This window comes from Methylobacterium sp. A49B, from assembly GCF_053346215.1.
This window is the reverse complement of record NZ_JBKFBO010000075.1, coordinates 19,848-34,560: the sequence shown is the minus strand read 5'-3', so window position 1 is coordinate 34,560 and position 14,713 is coordinate 19,848. Positions and strand designations below refer to the sequence as shown.

Below are 14,713 nucleotides of genomic sequence, written 5' to 3'. Positions count from 1 at the left end.
GCAGCGCCCTAATCGGGAATGTCGGCCTGTCGACGCGCCACGACGGCGAAGAGGTCGCCGAGCGCGGCGAGGCTCGCGGCCTGAAGCTGGGGCGCGGGAACCACGCTGCCGTCCGGCGCGGGCAGGTCGCGGGTCGCCGTTGCGGCGGCCACGACGGTCGGACGAAAGCCGAGGTTGAAGGCGCTGCGGGCCGTGGAGTTGACGCACATATGCGTCATGAAGCCCGCCAGGATGAGGTCCTTCACGCCCGCCTCCTCCAAGCGCGCCTGGAGATCGGTGCCGACGAACGAACTCGGATAGGCCTTGGTGATCACGGGCTCCTCGCCCTGCGGTGCCACCTCTGGACTGATCTGGCCGATCGGCGCCGTCACGTCGTAGGGCGTGCCCGGACCGGCATCGTGGCGGACGTGGAAGACCGGGATGCCGGCCGCGCGCGCGCGCGCCAGCAGCGCCTCCGCCTCGCGCAACGCCGGCTCGACGCCGTCGAGCCGCATCACACCCTCGCGGTAGGTCTGCTGGAGGTCGATCATCACGAGGGCCGAGCCCTTGAGCGCGGCCGGCTCCCGGCTGAGGCCTGACAGGCCGCGCAGGGTTGCTGGTTCGGACATCCCGTTTCTCCCAGAGCATCACCCGCTGACCGGGGCGATTGTCGTTGGCGAGGGACCCTACACCGCGGCGCCGGGGCGGCACCATCGGCCATTGGTCCCCAGGATGTCGCCGGACGCGCGCCGGCCTATCGCGCCGGCGGCCCCGGATCGATCGCGGGAAGTTCGTTCGCCGGCAGCCCTGGACCGGCCTGGGCCTGCACGCCGCCGCCCCGGGCGCGGTTGGCCAGCGCCACGGTCAGGCGCTCGGCCGTATCGGGCTGCATCACCGCCAGCACCTCGGCCATCTTGCGCGGGTTCATGGCCAGCACGATCGGCACCAGCACGTCGTGGCCGAGGCGGTCGAACACCCGGGCCGCGTCCTTGGGCTTCATCGACTCGTACATCGTGACGATGTTCTTGAGACCCTGCTTCTCGGCTTCCTCCTTCGCCTTGGTGACGGAATCGACCTTGTCCTCCGCCTTCTTCAGGTCGCCGAGACCGGTCTCCAGCTTGCGCTCGGCCTCGCCGAGCATCTTCTCACGCAGGTCCAGCTCGTCGCCCTTCTGGCGCAGGGCGTCGCGCCGGGCGCCGAGCTTCTCCAGCAAGGCGCGCTCAGTGGGCGGGACGGAGGGCGGGGTCGCCGGCTGCGCGGCCGCCGGCTGCGCGGCGGCCGGCGCGGGCGGCTCGACGGCCTTCTCGGCCGCGGCTGGGTCCTCCCTGGCCCCCACCGATCCCGTCGTGGCCGGATCGGGGGGCTCGTAGCCTGTGCGCGCCCGCGCCACCGCCCGGCCGTATTCCGGCAGCGCGCCGGTCTCCGGCAAGCCGGCCTGCAGGAGGGTCAGGAGCTTCAGCACGAGGAGGCCGCCCGCCGCCAGGGCCACGGCATCGACGAGGCGCAGCCGCATCGGCCGCACGGGCTTCAGGCGCGAGCGCCGCAGCGCCGTGTCGGTGCGAACCGGCTTGGGGGCGGGTTCAGGCTTCGGTGGTGGAAGCTTCGGGGCCTTGACCCCGGTCACGCGGCGCGGGCCCGGACACGGGCGAGGGCGCGCTCGCTCATGGCGAGGGCGGCGGCGGCGGCCGCGCCGAGGCGCTCGCCGTTCGGGCTGCTGGATTCTGGCCGGGACGCGGCCGGGACCGGGGCGGGCGCGGGCGGAGCGGGTGGCGGCTCCGGCCGGGCCGGAACGGTCCGCATCTGCGCCACGATGGCGCCGATGCGCGCCACCACGTGCTCGCCGGCCTCGACCTGCTGGGACAGCTCGGCGGCGCGGGCCGTGGCGGTCTCCAGGCGGGTATTGAGGATGCGATCGGAGTCGTCGACCGCCGCGCGCAGGCCCGCGATGGCGCGTTCGGCGGTGCCGGTGGCCACCATCAGATCGCCGATGGTCTGGCGCAAAGCCGTCTCGTCGCCCTTGAGCTGGCTGATCCGTCGCGACAGCCGCAGCGAGGTCACGATCGTCGCCGCGAGCAGGACGGCGACCAGGATGTCGGCGGCGAGGGTGACGAAGAGACTCATGTCGGGACCCTCATCAGGGCTCAGCTGTCCGAGCGGTTGTTCATCGAGGCCTCGTAGGCCTGGATCGTCGTGCGCGAGCGTCGCAGCGGGCGCGTGACCTGCACGGCGATGTGGCCGTCGACCCGGCCGATCCGGCCCTGCGTCAGCGCCCAGTCGCCGCATCGGACGGTGATCAGGTCCGACGGTTTGGCGTCGAACATCAGCGTCTCGCCAACCTTGAGGCTCATGACCTGCTTCAGAGGCAGCATCATCTCGTGCAGCACCGCCTCCATGGTCACGTCGGCCTGCCAGATCTCGGTGGCGAGGTGCCCCTCCCAGACCTGGTCGCGGCCGAGCTTCTCGCCCATGAAGCTCTGGGTGAGCAGCTCCCGGATCGGCTCGATCGTCGCGTAGGGGAACAGGATCTGCAGCATGCCGCCGCGCCCGTCGACGTCGAGGCGCAGGCTGATCAGGATCGCGGCGTTACCGGGCCGGGTGATGGTGGCGAAGCGCGGGTTGGTCTCGATCCGGTCGATGCCGAAGGTCACCGGCGAGAGCGGCTGGAACGACATCTCCAAGTCGCCCAGCACGATCTCCACGAGGCGGCGCACCAGCGTCATCTCGATGGCGGTGAACGGCCGCCCGTCGAGGCGGCTCGACGAGCCGCCGCGCTTGCCGCCGAGCAGCAGGTCAAAGGTCGCGTAGGCGAGGTTCGAGTCGACTGTGACGAGGCCGGAATTCTCCCACTGCTCGGCCCGGAACACGCCGAGCAGGGTCGGCAGCGGGATTGCGTTAAGGTAGTCGCCGAACCGCACCGACGTGATGTTGTCGAGGGTCACCTCGACGTTGTCCTGGAACAGGTTGCGCAGGGAGGTCGACAGCAACCGGATCATCCGGTCGAAGACGATCTCCAGCATCGGCAGGCGTTCGTACTGGACGACGCCCGAATCGACGATGGCCTGCACGCCCCCGGCCCCGGAGGCCGAGAGCTCGCGCATGGAGAAGCCGAGGACGCCGTCGATCTCGTCCTGGTTCAGCACCCGGTCGTTGCCGGCGAGTTCGGGGAGGTTGTCGCTCTCCCCATCCTCGATCATCGTCGCCCATTCGGCGGCGACGTCGCCCGCGTTGCGCGTCGTGCCCTGCTCGGCGAGGGCGGCACCCCATTCCTCGGCGAGCGACGTGTCGCCGCTCTCGGCGCCCTGCTCCAGGAGGGCCGCCGACCAGTCGTCCTCGGGGAGTTCGTCCTCGGGTTCCATCAGGCGCGCTCGATCAGACCCTGGCGGCGGGACGGGTGAGCGGCCGGATCATTGGACGATCACGTCCTTGAACAGCACGGCCTCCACCTTCGCGGGGAAGAGGGCGATGTTGATGCGCCGGAGCAGCTCCTCGCGCAGCCGGAACAGGCCCACCGAACTGGTGAGGTCGCTGGCGCGCAGCTCGCGCATGTAGATCTGCAACGCGTCCTCGACGCGCGGCATCAGAGGCTTCACCTCTTCCTCGACCTTGCTGTCCTTCAATTCGAGGGCGAGCCGCACCTTCGCAAACCGGGACTTGTCCTGGGGCATCTCCGGGCTGAGGTTCAGGAGCATCTCCCGCACCTCTACAAAGACCACCTGCTTCTTGCCGTCCGGTCCGACGCCCTTGCCGTCGCCGCCCCCGTGGCCGCCGCCCGACGCGGCTTCAGCGCTGTCGCCGTGGCCACCGCCATGTCCCATCATCAGGTAGGCGCCCGCGCCGCCGCCCACCACGAGGACCGCGGCGGCCACCATGATCATGAGCTTCTTCTTGCCCTTCGGGGCTGCCTCGGCTCCGGCCTCGCCAGCCTCGGCGGGGGCCTTTTTGGGCTTCTTGGCCATGAAATAATGCTCTCTCGCGGGAAGCCGCGGGCCCGGTACACCCGGATATCGGAGCATCAGGGTTAACGTGCCGTTAAGCGGGCAATTCCTGCCGGGCCAGGTTTGCCGCGGGGCGCGCCAGTCCTTCGCGCATGGTGACCGAAATCCGACCCAAGCCCTTCAATTCAGAGGGCAAATTCGGTGGGAAATCCGTGGCACGACGTATGCTGAATGGATCGTTGCCGCCTCCGCGGCGCACGAGTCCCCGGGTCCACGATGCAGAATGCCCTCTTCGTCGGCGTGTCGAGCCAAGTGGCGCTCCAGCGCGAGCTGGACGTGATCGCCAACAACATGGCGAACGTGTCGACCACCGGCTTCAAGGCCCGCAACAGCCGCTTCCAGGAATACCTGATGCCGGTGGCGAGCGCGGATTCCTTCGCCCGGCCGGACCGGCGCCTCTCCTACGTGATCGATCAGGGCACGACGCTCGATCTCGGGCAGGGCCCGGTCGAGCAGACTGGCAACCCCCTGAACGTCGCGATCAAAGGCTCGGCCTTCATCGCCGTGCAGTCGCCGCAGGGCGAGCGCTACACCCGCAACGGCGCGTTCGAGATCGACCCGCAGGGCGCGCTGGTGACCAGCGACGGCTACAAGGTCGCGGGCGACGGCGGCCCGATCACCATCAACCCGCAGGAGACCGGCCTCTCGATCGGCCCTGACGGCACGGTGTCGACCAATCTCGGCATCCGCGGCAAGATCAAGCTCGTCACCTTCGCCAACCCGCAGCGGCTGACCAACGAGGGGGCGAACCTCTACGCTTCCCCCGACCCGGCGCGGCCGGCCGGCCTCGAGGGCCGTCTGGAACCCGCCGCGCTGGAGCGCTCGAACGTCCGGCCGGTCATCGAGATGACCCGGCTGATGGACGTGAACCGCTCCTACGCCATGGTGTCGAGCATGATCTCCCGCCTCGACGACCTGCGGGGCACGGCGATCCGCCGCCTCGCCGACGTCGCGTAAGGGAGCCTCGAGCGATGCGCGCCCTCTACTCCGCCGCCACCGGCATGGCGGCCCAGGAACTCAACGTCCAGGTCATCTCCAACAACATCGCGAACCTGCGCACCACCGGCTACAAGCGCCAGCAGGTGCACTTCCAGGATCTGCTCTACCAGAACCTGCGCCGGGCCGGCTCATCGACCTCCGAGCAGAACACCCAGCTGCCGGCCGGCCTCGCCCTCGGCTCGGGCGTGAAGACGACCTCGACGGCCCGGGTGATGTCGCAGGGCACGCTCTCGTCGACAGAGAAGGATTACGACGTCGCGATCCGCGGCGAGGGCTTGTTCCGGGTGACGATGCCGGACGGCCGCACCGCCTACACCCGGGACGGTTCCTTCGACCTGTCGGCCTCGGGCCAGCTCGTCACCCGGGACGGCTACCTGCTCGACCCGGCGATCACCGTGCCGCAGACCGCGACCGCGGTGACGATCAGCGCCACCGGCGCCGTGCAGGCGACCCTTCCCGGGCAGACGGCGCCGCAGGCGCTGGGCCAGTTCCAGCTCTCGCGCTTCGTCAACAAGGTCGGCCTCGAATCGATCGGCGACAACCTGTTCATCGAGACTGCGGCTTCCGGGCCGGCGATCAGCGGCCTGCCGGGCGCCGAGGGCTTCGGCAACCTCCAGCAGAGCTACCTGGAGGAGGCGAACGTGAACGCCGTCACGGAGATCTCGTCCCTGATCGCCGCGCAGCGCGCCTACGAGATGAACTCGAAGGTCGTGACCGCCGCCGACCAGATGCTCTCCACCACCACCCAGATGTTCCGCAGCTGACGCGCGCGCCCAGGTCCCCGACGATGTATGCCGGCATGCCCCACGAGCCCGTCGCCCTCTCGCTCGTCAGCACGACGGCGGACGAGAGCGACCTCAGCCCGATCGTCCGCCGCGCCCGCCCGCGGGCGGCGCCTCTCGGCGCGGCCGTACTGCTGCGCGCCGTGCTGGCTTTCCTGACGTTCGCGGCGATCGGCGCCCTGGCCATCCCCGCCATGGCGCGGGCGGACGGCCTGCGGCTGCGCGGCGATATCACTGCCCGGGGCGACGTACTGACGCTCGCCGACCTCGTCGAGGGCGCGCCGGCAGCGATCGCCGCGCGCCCGCTGTTCCGCGCCCCGGCCCTGGGGGCCACCGGCACGATCCAGACCCGCCGCATCGTCGACGCGGCCTCGGCGCTGGGCCTCGCCGGCCTCGAAACCGGCGGCCGGCTGCAGATCGCCGTTCAGCGCGCCGCACGGCGCCTGGGACCGCCGGAGCTCGAGGCCGCGCTCAAGCAGGGCCTGCAGGCGGGCTTCGGCCTCGACCCCCGCGGCGTGGCCGTCCGGTTCGACGGCGACATCCCGGTCCTCCTCGCCCCGGCGGATCTCGAAGGCCAGCCGGCCGCCCTCGACCTGACCTACGATCCGCGGTCCCGCCGGGTGGCGGGGCTCGTCAGCCTGGGCGAGCGGCAGGCCTCGCTGCGGGTCTCCGGCGTGGTCATCGAGCTTCGCGAAGTCGCGGTGCTGACCCGCGGCCTCAACCGCGGGGAAGCCGTCAAGGAGGGCGACGTGATCATGGAACGCCGTCCGCGCGAGGCGGTGGCGGCCGACGCGCAGGCCAGCGGCACCGCGATCCTGGGCGAAGTCGCCCAGCACCCGCTCCCGGCCGGCACGGCGCTCCGAGTCTCCGACACCGCTCCGCCCGAACTCGTCGCCCGGGGCGAGAGCGTGACCATCGTGTACGAGACCGCGAGCGTCAGCCTGTCGATGCGCGGCTTGGCCAATGAGGGCGGCCGGATGGGCGCCGTCGTCAACGTCGTCAACGTCGCCTCCAAGAAGGTGCTCCAGGCCACCGTGGTCGGGCCCGGCCGGGTCTCGGTGAGCCCGAACCCCGCGGCCCAGCAGGCCGCCGCCGCGCCGGTCCAGGCGACCGCCTCCCTGCGCTGAGCATCCGTTCCGTACGCGTCGAAGAGTGATTGCCCGATGGCCAGCCGCCTCGTCCTGAACCCGCTCGCCGCCGCGCTGATCGCGGGCGCGCTCGGTGCGTGCAACACCGCTGACCGGCTCTCGCAGGTCGGCGCGACCCCGGCCCTGTCGGCGATCGAGGATCCCACCAGCCAGCCGGGCTACAAGCCGGTGCGGATGCCGATGCCCGACGTGCAGCCGGTCTCGTACGCGCCGAACTCGCTCTGGCGCACCGGCTCGCGGGCCTTCTTCAAGGACCAGCGGGCCGCGCGGCTCGGCGACATCCTGACCGTCAAGGTCAACGTCACCGATCAGGCGAACATCAGCAACGAGACCAAGCGCTCGCGGGCCAACACCGAGAGCTTCGGCCTGCCGAACGCTCTCGGCCTTGAGAACAACGCCGTCGGCAAGTCCCTCGGTGTCGGCGGCACGGCGCTGCTGTCGGCCACCTCCGCGACCGCCAACGACGGCGCGGGATCGGTCCAGCGCGCGGAATCCGTGACGACCAACGTCGCCGCAGTGGTGACCCAGGTCCTGCCCAACGGCAACCTCGTGGTGGAGGGCAAGCAGGAGATCCGCGTCAATTTCGAGGTGCGCGAGATGATCGTGGCCGGCGTGGTCCGGCCGGAGGACATCGAGTCGGACAACACGATCGACTCGACGAAGATCGCCCAGGCCCGCATCGCCTATGGCGGCCGCGGCCAGATCACCGACGTGCAGCAGCCACGCTACGGCCAGCAGATCGTGGATATCCTGCTGCCGTTCTGAGGCGCCTCAGCTCGGCTCCTCCGGCTCCGCCCCCCGCGTGACGTCGAGGCCGGCGCCCGCACCCTCGGGCGGCCCGACCTTCACCGGCGCGCCGGTGCGGGCGGCCTCGTAGATCGCCTCCATGAGCACCTGATCCTGCAGGCCCTCCTCGCCGGGCGTGCGCGGCCGCAGGTTTTCTTGGATGCAGCGGGAGAAGTGGTCCATCTCCAGGGCGAATTGGTTCTTGGCGCTCAGGACCTTCTCGTCCCGCGCGGCGCTCTTGCCGTCCCTGTGGCCGATATACAGGCGCTGCCCATCGTACGCGAAGGCGTTCTGGAGATCGACGGAGGCATTGCTGGTGTGGAGCGTCAGCGAGCGCGCCTCGTAGACGCCGTAGCTCGTCAGACACTGCGCGATCACGCCGGACGGAAACCGCATCGTGAAGCTCACCGTCTCCTCGACCTCGCGGTATTTCGGATCGTCCGGCGAGTGGATCTGCGCCTGGATCAGGTCCGGCTCCTCCCCCAGCACGGCCCGGCTCGTGTTGAGGCAGTAGAGCCCGATATCCGGAAGCGAGCCGCCGCCCGCCAGGGGCCTCCGGAGCCGCCACTGCTCCGGCAGCCCGGTTGTCTGGCCGTTGAAGGCCTGGATCATCCGCGGCCGGCCGAACTCGCCGGTGCGGGCGATCTTGATCACGGCGCGGTTGTGCGGCTCGTACTGGCAGCGATAGGCGATCATCAGCTTGACGTTCGCCTTCGCGCAGGTCGCGATCATGTCGCGACACTCCTGCGAAGAGACCGCCATCGGCTTCTCGCAGAGCACCTGCTTGCCCGCGCCAGCCGCCGCCACGACGTTGTCCCGGTGCACGCCGTTCGGCGTGACCACGTAGACGGCCTGGACGTCCGGATCGGCCTTCAGGCGGTCCCACTCGTCGTAGCCGTAGACCGCGCTCTCAGGCAGCCCGTACTGACGCGCCACCAGCTTGGCCTTGTCGGGAGAGCCCGACATCACCGCGGCGAGCCGTGACCGCTTGGTCGCACCGAAGGCCGGCAGGATCTCGTCGAGGCTCAGGCGCCCGAGACCGACGACGCAGTAGCCGACGCGCTGGCTCGGCGGCTGCGGCGCGGGCGTCGGCGCCGGGGGGCGGTCGCCCTGGCCGCGCCAGTTCGGGAACATGACCCGGCCGCCCTGGACCGCGCCGGTATCGGCCGGGACCGACGGCGCCGGCGCCGCCGCCTGTGCGCCCCCTCCCACAGCGGCGCCCGCGAGGGCACCGCCAGCCGCGAGGAGGTTGCGTCGAGAGAGCCGCGTGTCGTCCGCCATGGGCCTCGCCGTGTTGCCGGATCGGGGGAAGCGGCGCCGAGACGCCGCGGCTGCGGGCCGGAAAGTGCTTGGGGAGTCTCCCGAGAATCACCGACGACCGCGCCACGGTGAACGCCGCTGGCCGCGCTACCGTTTCCAGCCCTCGGCGCGGCGCGCGGACGCGCCGCTGTCCTCGCCGAGCGCGGCGACACCGCCGCGGTGCCATCAGGCGGGTGGCGGCGGGTCCGGCGCCTCGACCTCGCCGCGGCGCTGGAGTTGCAGGGCGACGAACCAGCATAGGGAAGCCCAGGCCGCGCCGATGCACCAGCCGGCCAGCACGTCGCTCGGCCAGTGCACGCCGAGATAGATCCGGCTGATGCCCACGAGCAGCGTCACCGTCACGCCGAGGACGAGGACCAGCGCCTTCGCGCGCAGATTGCGCTCCACTCGGGCGATCAGGGTCGCCAGCGTCAGATAGGCGATGGCCGCCATGGTGGCGTGGCCGCTGGGGAAGCTCGCCGTGAACACCTCCATGCCGTGCGGGACGAGGTCCGGACGCGGTCGCTGATAGAAGACCTTCAGGACTGTCGAGACCAGCTCGCCGCTGCCCACCGCGGCCAGCACGTAGAAGCCGATCCGCCGCCGCCCGGAGACCGCCAGGTAGGCGGCCACCGCACAGGTCATGAACAGCACCGTGAACACGCTGCCGAGCCCGGTGATGTCGCGCATCGTCTCCTCGAGCCAGGGCGGCCCGATCGGGTCGGCGAGATCGGCCGGGTTGCGGAGGGCCAGCAGGATCTTGCGGTCGAGTGCGGCCGTGGATCCTTCGCCGACCTCGTGGGCGAGGTAGAAGAATCCGTAGCCGAGGATGCTGAGGCCGAGCAGGGCCACGAGGGGGCCGACCTCGTTGAGGCGGAGCCGAAGCCAGACCGCCATCGCGGGCTCGGTCAACCGGTTGTGCCGCAAGCTGCTAGGCGCCCTCATGACGCCAGTTCCGATCGGGACGCTACTCGCATCAGGCATTCTCCCCGAACGGCAGGCGCGCCAAGGGTTCCCAAGGCCCCCCGAGGTAACGCCACAGCAAGGTCGCCGGTGCCGTGAATCGGAAGGGCACGAAACCCGCCGACAGGTCGGCGTGGAGAGCCCGGGCCGTCTCCGCCGCGACCTTGTTCTGCACCGTCACGTGCGGGCGCCAGCCCTGGCGGTCCTGCGCCGTGAGGTGGGGTTCGAAGCCCTTGGCGAGCCGGGCCCGGAAGCCGGCGAGTCCCTCGGATTCGAGCACGTAGGCGACGCCGCGCCCGGTGAAGCGCAGACCCGTCACGGCGACCTCAGGGGGTGGGACGGTGCGGGCGAGCGCGGTGATCGCCTCAATCACGCCCCGCTCCCGGTCGCCCGGCAGGTGGTGGAACAGCGTCGCGTGGGCCGGGATGCGGTTCAGGGCTTCGGGAAAGTAGCGTCGGCGCTCGCCGTCGAACCGCGCGAAGGTCGGCGCGTCGAAGGCGAGCGTCAGGATCAGGGGGGCGGCGTCCATCATGGCCGGCGACATGGCGCCCGGACCCGCTCAGGTCCAGTACAGCACCCGTGCCGCCGGCAGGTCGCGGGCAAGGCAGGCCGTCAGATGCGCGCGCATCGCCTGCATCAACGGCTTCGGGAAGACATGCTTCACCGAGCCGAACTTGGTGCGCTTCTCCACACGCTCCGCCTCGTCGAGGGGCAGGTCCGAGCCCGGATACCAGCCGCGCAGCACGGCCTTGGAGACGGGGGTGAACCGATGGGTGATCAGTTCGGCGGTCAGGTCGAGGCCGGGCACGTCCGCCACCGCCGCCGCAGCCTCGCGGACCAGATCCGCATAGGCCTCCTCCCAACCGGCCACGGGCAGGATCGGCGCGATGGTCAGGCCGACGGGGTAGCCGGCCCGCGCCGCCTGTCCCATCGCGGAGAGCCGCGCGTCGAGTGAATCGGTGCCGCCCTCGTAACGGGCCGCAGTCCGGGCGTTGACCGAGAAGCGGATGCGGGTGCGCCGGTTGTGTGGCAGGTCGAGGAGCGGGCCTATCGCGGCGAACTTGGTGGTGAAGCGCAGTTGCACCGGCGCGTCCCAGGCCCCGAAGTGGCGGATCGCCGCCGAGAGCGAGCCGGTGAGGTGCTCGATCCCGAGGGGATCGGTGTAGCAGGACGCCTCGAAGGTGGTCCCCTCGTGGGCCCGCTCCGCGGAGTTCGAGGTGACGGCGCCTTGGCCCGCATAAGCGGCGAGGTTACCCAGGATGGCCTGGAAATTGGCGTAGGCGCGGGTCACGGGCGGCCCCTGGAGCGAGCCCGCGAGGTAGCAGTACTGGCAATGGGCCGGACAGCCCTCGGCGAGGTCGAAGCGCCAATCGGCCGAGGGCGGGATCGGCTGGAGCCGCAGCTTTGTTGGCGGCGCCACCGTGATGGCGAGGGTCGCCTTGGCGGCCACGTAGGCGCGGCGCGGATCCGGCTCGCGCGGGCTCGGGATCCGGTTGGACGCGAGCCGCTCCACCGGCAGGCCCTGCGCCTCGGCGCGGGCCACCATGGCGCGTCCGTGCGCATGCTCCAGGGCGGCGGGCGTGACCAGGATCCGGCGCGGCTGCCACAGACGGGTGGGGCGGAGACGGCGCGTTGTCTCCGGGACTTCGAGGACTTCGAGCGCCAGGGCGGACGAGGAAGGCATGTCTGTCGAACGCGCCTTCGCCGCACCGGGTCCGGTCTAGGCGCCCGATCCTGGTGCGGCTAAAGCACCGTCATGTCTTCAGGCAGGGAGAGCGTGCATGTCGGCCGCGACGGCTGGTTGTTTCTCACCGGAGGGACCAACCGCGTCATGGACCGCTACCGGGGCGGGCTGCGCCACTGGCTGCTGCTCCGCGCCTGGACGCGGCTGATCAAGGCCCGCGCGATCCGAGCGGAGAGCCTGGGTATCCGATGCCTGCACGTCATCGTCCCGGAGAAGCTCTCGGTCTACGACGACAAGACCGACGGCCTTCGCTACGCCCCGGCGAAAGCCTCGACCCGACGTCTCGCCCGAGGTCTCGCCCGGAATCCGGCCTACCTCGATCTCCTGGCGCCGCTTCGGGCGGCCCGGAATGGGCCGGTGCCGCTGTACCTGCGCACCGATACGCACTGGACGGTGCGCGGGTGCCTGCTGGCCTATCGTGAGATCATGCGGGCCCTCGGCGCGATCCCGCCGGCCGACATTGGTGCGCGGCCCGAGATCGTCTCCGACGAGGTCATGGACATCGGCGAGAAGCTCCGTGACCGCCCGCGCGAGCGGATCGAGCGCTTCATGCTGCAGCGCGACGCCGAGCGGGTCGAGGTCGGCGCTCTGCTGGCCGCCTACGAGGCCGAGGGGCGTGACCGGGAGGTCCACGTCGGCGCGCATGTCGTCTACCGGAACCGGTCGGCGGGCGCCGACCCGCGGCGCCTCGTCCTGTTCGGCGATTCCTGCGCGCATTTCGACCCGTTCCTGCTGACGGGGATGCTCGCCGAGAGCTTCAGCGAGGTCCACTTCGTCTGGTCGTCGAGCCTGGATTGGGACTACATCGCGCGGGTTCGGCCCGACATCCTGCTGTTCGAGCTGGCCGAGCGCTTCCTGGCCCGGGTGCCGCGGGACGACTTCGACGTGGCGGTCGCCGGCCAGCGCGGGACGGGCGGGCGCCTCGCGCGGATCCAGACCGGCAGGCTTGGGGATTCGCCCGCCGCGGCTCAGTAGAGCGCCGGCTCCACGCGGGCGAAATCGCCGAGGCTCGCGGCCTGATACTTGGCGAAGGACTCCGGCGCGTAGGCGATCCCGATCATCAGCACGAGCAGGGTCACGAGGCAGGCAAGCGTCGCCGTGACCACGTCCGCGTGGCGTCGCAGAGCGTGGATCATCACGCACCCGAACGTGAACAGGGCCGCCTCGGCGACGGGCACCAGCGCGAACGACATCACTTCACCTCCATCGGCTCTTGCCAGGCACCGGACGCGATGACGACGCTCATCCACGGGCCCGTGCGCTCACCATGGACAATCTTGCTGCACCGCAACAGAAGGGGTCACGCAGCCCTGCCTTGCGCGGAACTCGCACGGCGCCGGGAACCGCGTGGCGGATCGCGCGCGGTAGCCCTTTTCCGGCCGGTCGCGACGCCCATCTCGTCTCGACCATCCTCCTGCATCGGGACATGACCCATGGGCCTCCTGGTAGACGGCGTCTGGCGCGACCAGTGGTACGACACGGCCTCGACGGGCGGTCGCTTCGAGCGCAAGGCGTCGTCGTTCCGCAACTGGGTGACGGCCGACGGATCTCCTGGCCCGAGCGGGGAGGGCGGGTTCCGCGGGGAGGCCGGCCGCTATCACCTCTACGTGTCGCTGGCGTGCCCCTGGGCGCATAGGACCCTGATCGGTCGCGCGCTGAAGGGGCTGGAGGATGCGATCTCCGTCTCGGTTGTTGATCCACTTATGGGTTCGGAGGGCTGGGTCTTCGGTGACACGCCCGGCGCGACGCCTGACCCGATCCACAACGCCCGGCGCCTCTACGAGGTCTATCTCGCGGCCGACCCGACATACAGCGGCCGCGTCACCGTCCCGGTCCTCTGGGACCGGGAGCGCGACACGATCGTGTCCAACGAATCCGCCGAGATCCTGCGGATGCTCGACGGCGCCTTCACCGGCACGGGCGCCGACCTGTATCCCGATGACCTGCGAGCCGACATCGACGCCGTGAATGCGCGCGTCTACGACCGCGTGAACAACGGCGTCTACAAGGCCGGCTTCGCCACCGCGCAGGACGCCTATGCCAACGCTGTCCAGGCCCTGTTCGACGAGCTCGATGCCCTGGAGCAGCGCCTCGACCGTGGCCGCTACCTTCTCGGCGCGCGGCTGACGGAGGCCGACATCCGTCTCTTCACCACGCTGGTCCGGTTCGACGCGGTCTATGTCGGGCACTTCAAGTGCAACAAGCGCCGGATCGCCGACTACCCGAACCTGTCGAACTACCTGCGCGACCTATACGCGCTCCCCGGTGTAGCGCCCACCGTGAATCTCCTGCACATCAAGCGGCACTATTACGAGAGTCATCCGACCATCAATCCGACGCGCATCGTGCCGCTGGGCCCGGATCTGGATTTCTCGGCCCCAAACGATCGGGCGCGACGGTTCGGCTGAAGCATCCCTGGCGCCACGGGTCACGGCTGGTCCGCTGGGCCGGCGCAACCCTCGACGGCCGGCGCCGCGCGCCTAATTCGGATCCCAACCGGAGGAACCCCCGATCGCCATGATCAACAGCCTGCGCCTCGCGCTGCTCTGCGCCCTTTTCAGCCTGCCCTCGGCAGCGCACGCCCAGGCCGCGCTGCGGCTGGAAGGAACCTGCGAGAAGCTCGTGATCGCCGAGAAGGACTTGAGCGCGACCTGCAGCAACGTCCTCACGAATGCGGTGAGCCGCAACCGCACCAGCTTCGATTTCAGCACTGCCGACGGTCCGGCGGTCAGCTTCAGCGGCAACGGCGCCCAGCAGGAGGCGACGGAGGAGACCGACCCGCTGCAGCCGATCAACGCGGTGGTCGTCGGCAAGGACGGTGCGCCAACCCTTGCCATAGGCGCCTGCCGCTTCTCCACGCCGGAACCCGGGCGGACGGCGATCTCCTGCGAGGCGAGCGCGGCGGACGGGCGCCTGTTCGCCGGGACCTTCGTGACGGCGGCCAAGACAGCTGCGGGAGCCCCGGCCGCAGCGCCTGCGCGCTGAGCAGCCGACACCATCCGGACTGGTCAGACGGCG

Annotated in this window: 17 protein-coding genes; 7 read left to right on the top strand and 10 right to left on the bottom strand. The window is 70.6% G+C overall.

Annotated features, from left to right (window positions below; genetic code table 11):
• Positions 1-8: 8 nt before the first annotated feature.
• From ACLBX9_RS09375 to fliL, 5 genes are all read right to left on the bottom strand, one after another.
• Complete coding sequence (locus ACLBX9_RS09375; protein ID WP_447718723.1) at positions 9-608, bottom strand: cysteine hydrolase family protein; 600 nt, start codon at positions 606-608, stop codon at positions 9-11.
• A gap of 125 nt (positions 609-733) precedes the next feature.
• Complete coding sequence (locus tag ACLBX9_RS09370) at positions 734-1,603, bottom strand: MotE family protein (protein ID WP_447718722.1); 870 nt, start codon at positions 1,601-1,603, stop codon at positions 734-736.
• Positions 1,600-2,100 (bottom strand): DUF6468 domain-containing protein, encoded by a 501-nt coding sequence (locus ACLBX9_RS09365; RefSeq protein WP_447718721.1) that lies wholly within the window; start codon positions 2,098-2,100, stop codon positions 1,600-1,602. The genes ACLBX9_RS09370 and ACLBX9_RS09365 overlap by 4 nt, the downstream gene beginning before the upstream one ends.
• Positions 2,101-2,120: 20 nt before the next feature.
• Positions 2,121-3,338 (bottom strand): flagellar motor switch protein FliM, encoded by a 1,218-nt coding sequence (fliM, locus tag ACLBX9_RS09360; protein ID WP_085988068.1) that lies wholly within the window; start codon positions 3,336-3,338, stop codon positions 2,121-2,123.
• Between the two features lie 45 nt (positions 3,339-3,383).
• A complete protein-coding gene (fliL, locus tag ACLBX9_RS09355) occupies positions 3,384-3,935 on the bottom strand; it encodes a flagellar basal body-associated protein FliL (protein ID WP_447718720.1) in 552 nt (183 codons plus the stop codon).
• A gap of 255 nt (positions 3,936-4,190) precedes the next feature.
• On the opposite strand from fliL, the gene flgF reads away from it, so the two are divergent.
• The 4 genes from flgF to flgH are packed head-to-tail and all read left to right on the top strand — an operon-like array spanning position 4,191 to position 7,668.
• The gene (gene flgF / locus ACLBX9_RS09350; RefSeq protein ID WP_010687236.1) at positions 4,191-4,931 is read left to right on the top strand and encodes a flagellar basal-body rod protein FlgF; all 741 of its coding nucleotides are present in this window, start codon (positions 4,191-4,193) and stop codon (positions 4,929-4,931) included.
• 14 nt (positions 4,932-4,945) lie between these two features.
• Positions 4,946-5,737, top strand: coding sequence for a flagellar basal-body rod protein FlgG (gene flgG / locus ACLBX9_RS09345; protein WP_010687235.1), 792 nt, complete (start codon positions 4,946-4,948; stop codon positions 5,735-5,737).
• A gap of 35 nt (positions 5,738-5,772) precedes the next feature.
• Entirely contained in the window at positions 5,773-6,882 is a 1,110-nt protein-coding gene (gene flgA / locus ACLBX9_RS09340) for a flagellar basal body P-ring formation chaperone FlgA (protein ID WP_447718719.1), read from the top strand.
• A gap of 36 nt (positions 6,883-6,918) precedes the next feature.
• Positions 6,919-7,668 carry a flagellar basal body L-ring protein FlgH gene (flgH, locus tag ACLBX9_RS09335; protein WP_010687233.1) on the top strand — a complete coding sequence of 250 codons (750 nt, stop codon included), beginning with the start codon at positions 6,919-6,921 and terminating at the stop codon, positions 7,666-7,668.
• Positions 7,669-7,674: 6 nt separating this feature from the next.
• Here flgH and ACLBX9_RS09330 read toward each other — a convergent pair whose 3' ends face one another.
• The 4 genes from ACLBX9_RS09330 to ACLBX9_RS09315 all read right to left on the bottom strand — a co-directional run bounded on the left by ACLBX9_RS09330 (position 7,675) and on the right by ACLBX9_RS09315 (position 11,635).
• Positions 7,675-8,970, bottom strand: coding sequence for a Gfo/Idh/MocA family protein (locus ACLBX9_RS09330; RefSeq protein WP_447718718.1), 1,296 nt, complete (start codon positions 8,968-8,970; stop codon positions 7,675-7,677).
• 204 nt (positions 8,971-9,174) lie between these two features.
• Positions 9,175-9,933 (bottom strand): phosphatase PAP2 family protein, encoded by a 759-nt coding sequence (locus ACLBX9_RS09325; protein ID WP_039894839.1) that lies wholly within the window; start codon positions 9,931-9,933, stop codon positions 9,175-9,177.
• 31 nt (positions 9,934-9,964) lie between these two features.
• A complete protein-coding gene (locus tag ACLBX9_RS09320) occupies positions 9,965-10,483 on the bottom strand; it encodes a 2'-5' RNA ligase family protein (protein ID WP_447718752.1) in 519 nt (172 codons plus the stop codon).
• 27 nt (positions 10,484-10,510) lie between these two features.
• Positions 10,511-11,635, bottom strand: coding sequence for a spore photoproduct lyase family protein (locus ACLBX9_RS09315; protein WP_447718717.1), 1,125 nt, complete (start codon positions 11,633-11,635; stop codon positions 10,511-10,513).
• A 72-nt stretch (positions 11,636-11,707) separates the two neighbouring features.
• Here ACLBX9_RS09315 and ACLBX9_RS09310 point away from each other — a divergent pair, with 72 nt between their 5' ends.
• Positions 11,708-12,670: an alginate O-acetyltransferase AlgX-related protein gene (locus ACLBX9_RS09310; RefSeq protein WP_447718716.1), complete on the top strand. Its 963-nt coding sequence runs from the start codon at positions 11,708-11,710 to the stop codon at positions 12,668-12,670.
• Here ACLBX9_RS09310 and ACLBX9_RS09305 read toward each other — a convergent pair.
• Complete coding sequence (locus ACLBX9_RS09305) at positions 12,664-12,888, bottom strand: hypothetical protein (protein ID WP_010687227.1); 225 nt, start codon at positions 12,886-12,888, stop codon at positions 12,664-12,666. The genes ACLBX9_RS09310 and ACLBX9_RS09305 overlap by 7 nt on opposite strands.
• Positions 12,889-13,128: 240 nt before the next feature.
• On the opposite strand from ACLBX9_RS09305, the gene ACLBX9_RS09300 reads away from it, so the two are divergent.
• Together ACLBX9_RS09300 and ACLBX9_RS09295 are read left to right on the top strand one after the other, a co-directional pair.
• The gene (locus ACLBX9_RS09300; RefSeq protein WP_447718715.1) at positions 13,129-14,103 is read left to right on the top strand and encodes a glutathione S-transferase family protein; all 975 of its coding nucleotides are present in this window, start codon (positions 13,129-13,131) and stop codon (positions 14,101-14,103) included.
• 109 nt (positions 14,104-14,212) lie between these two features.
• Positions 14,213-14,680 carry a hypothetical protein gene (locus ACLBX9_RS09295; protein ID WP_447718714.1) on the top strand — a complete coding sequence of 156 codons (468 nt, stop codon included), beginning with the start codon at positions 14,213-14,215 and terminating at the stop codon, positions 14,678-14,680.
• Positions 14,681-14,713 lie beyond the last annotated feature (33 nt).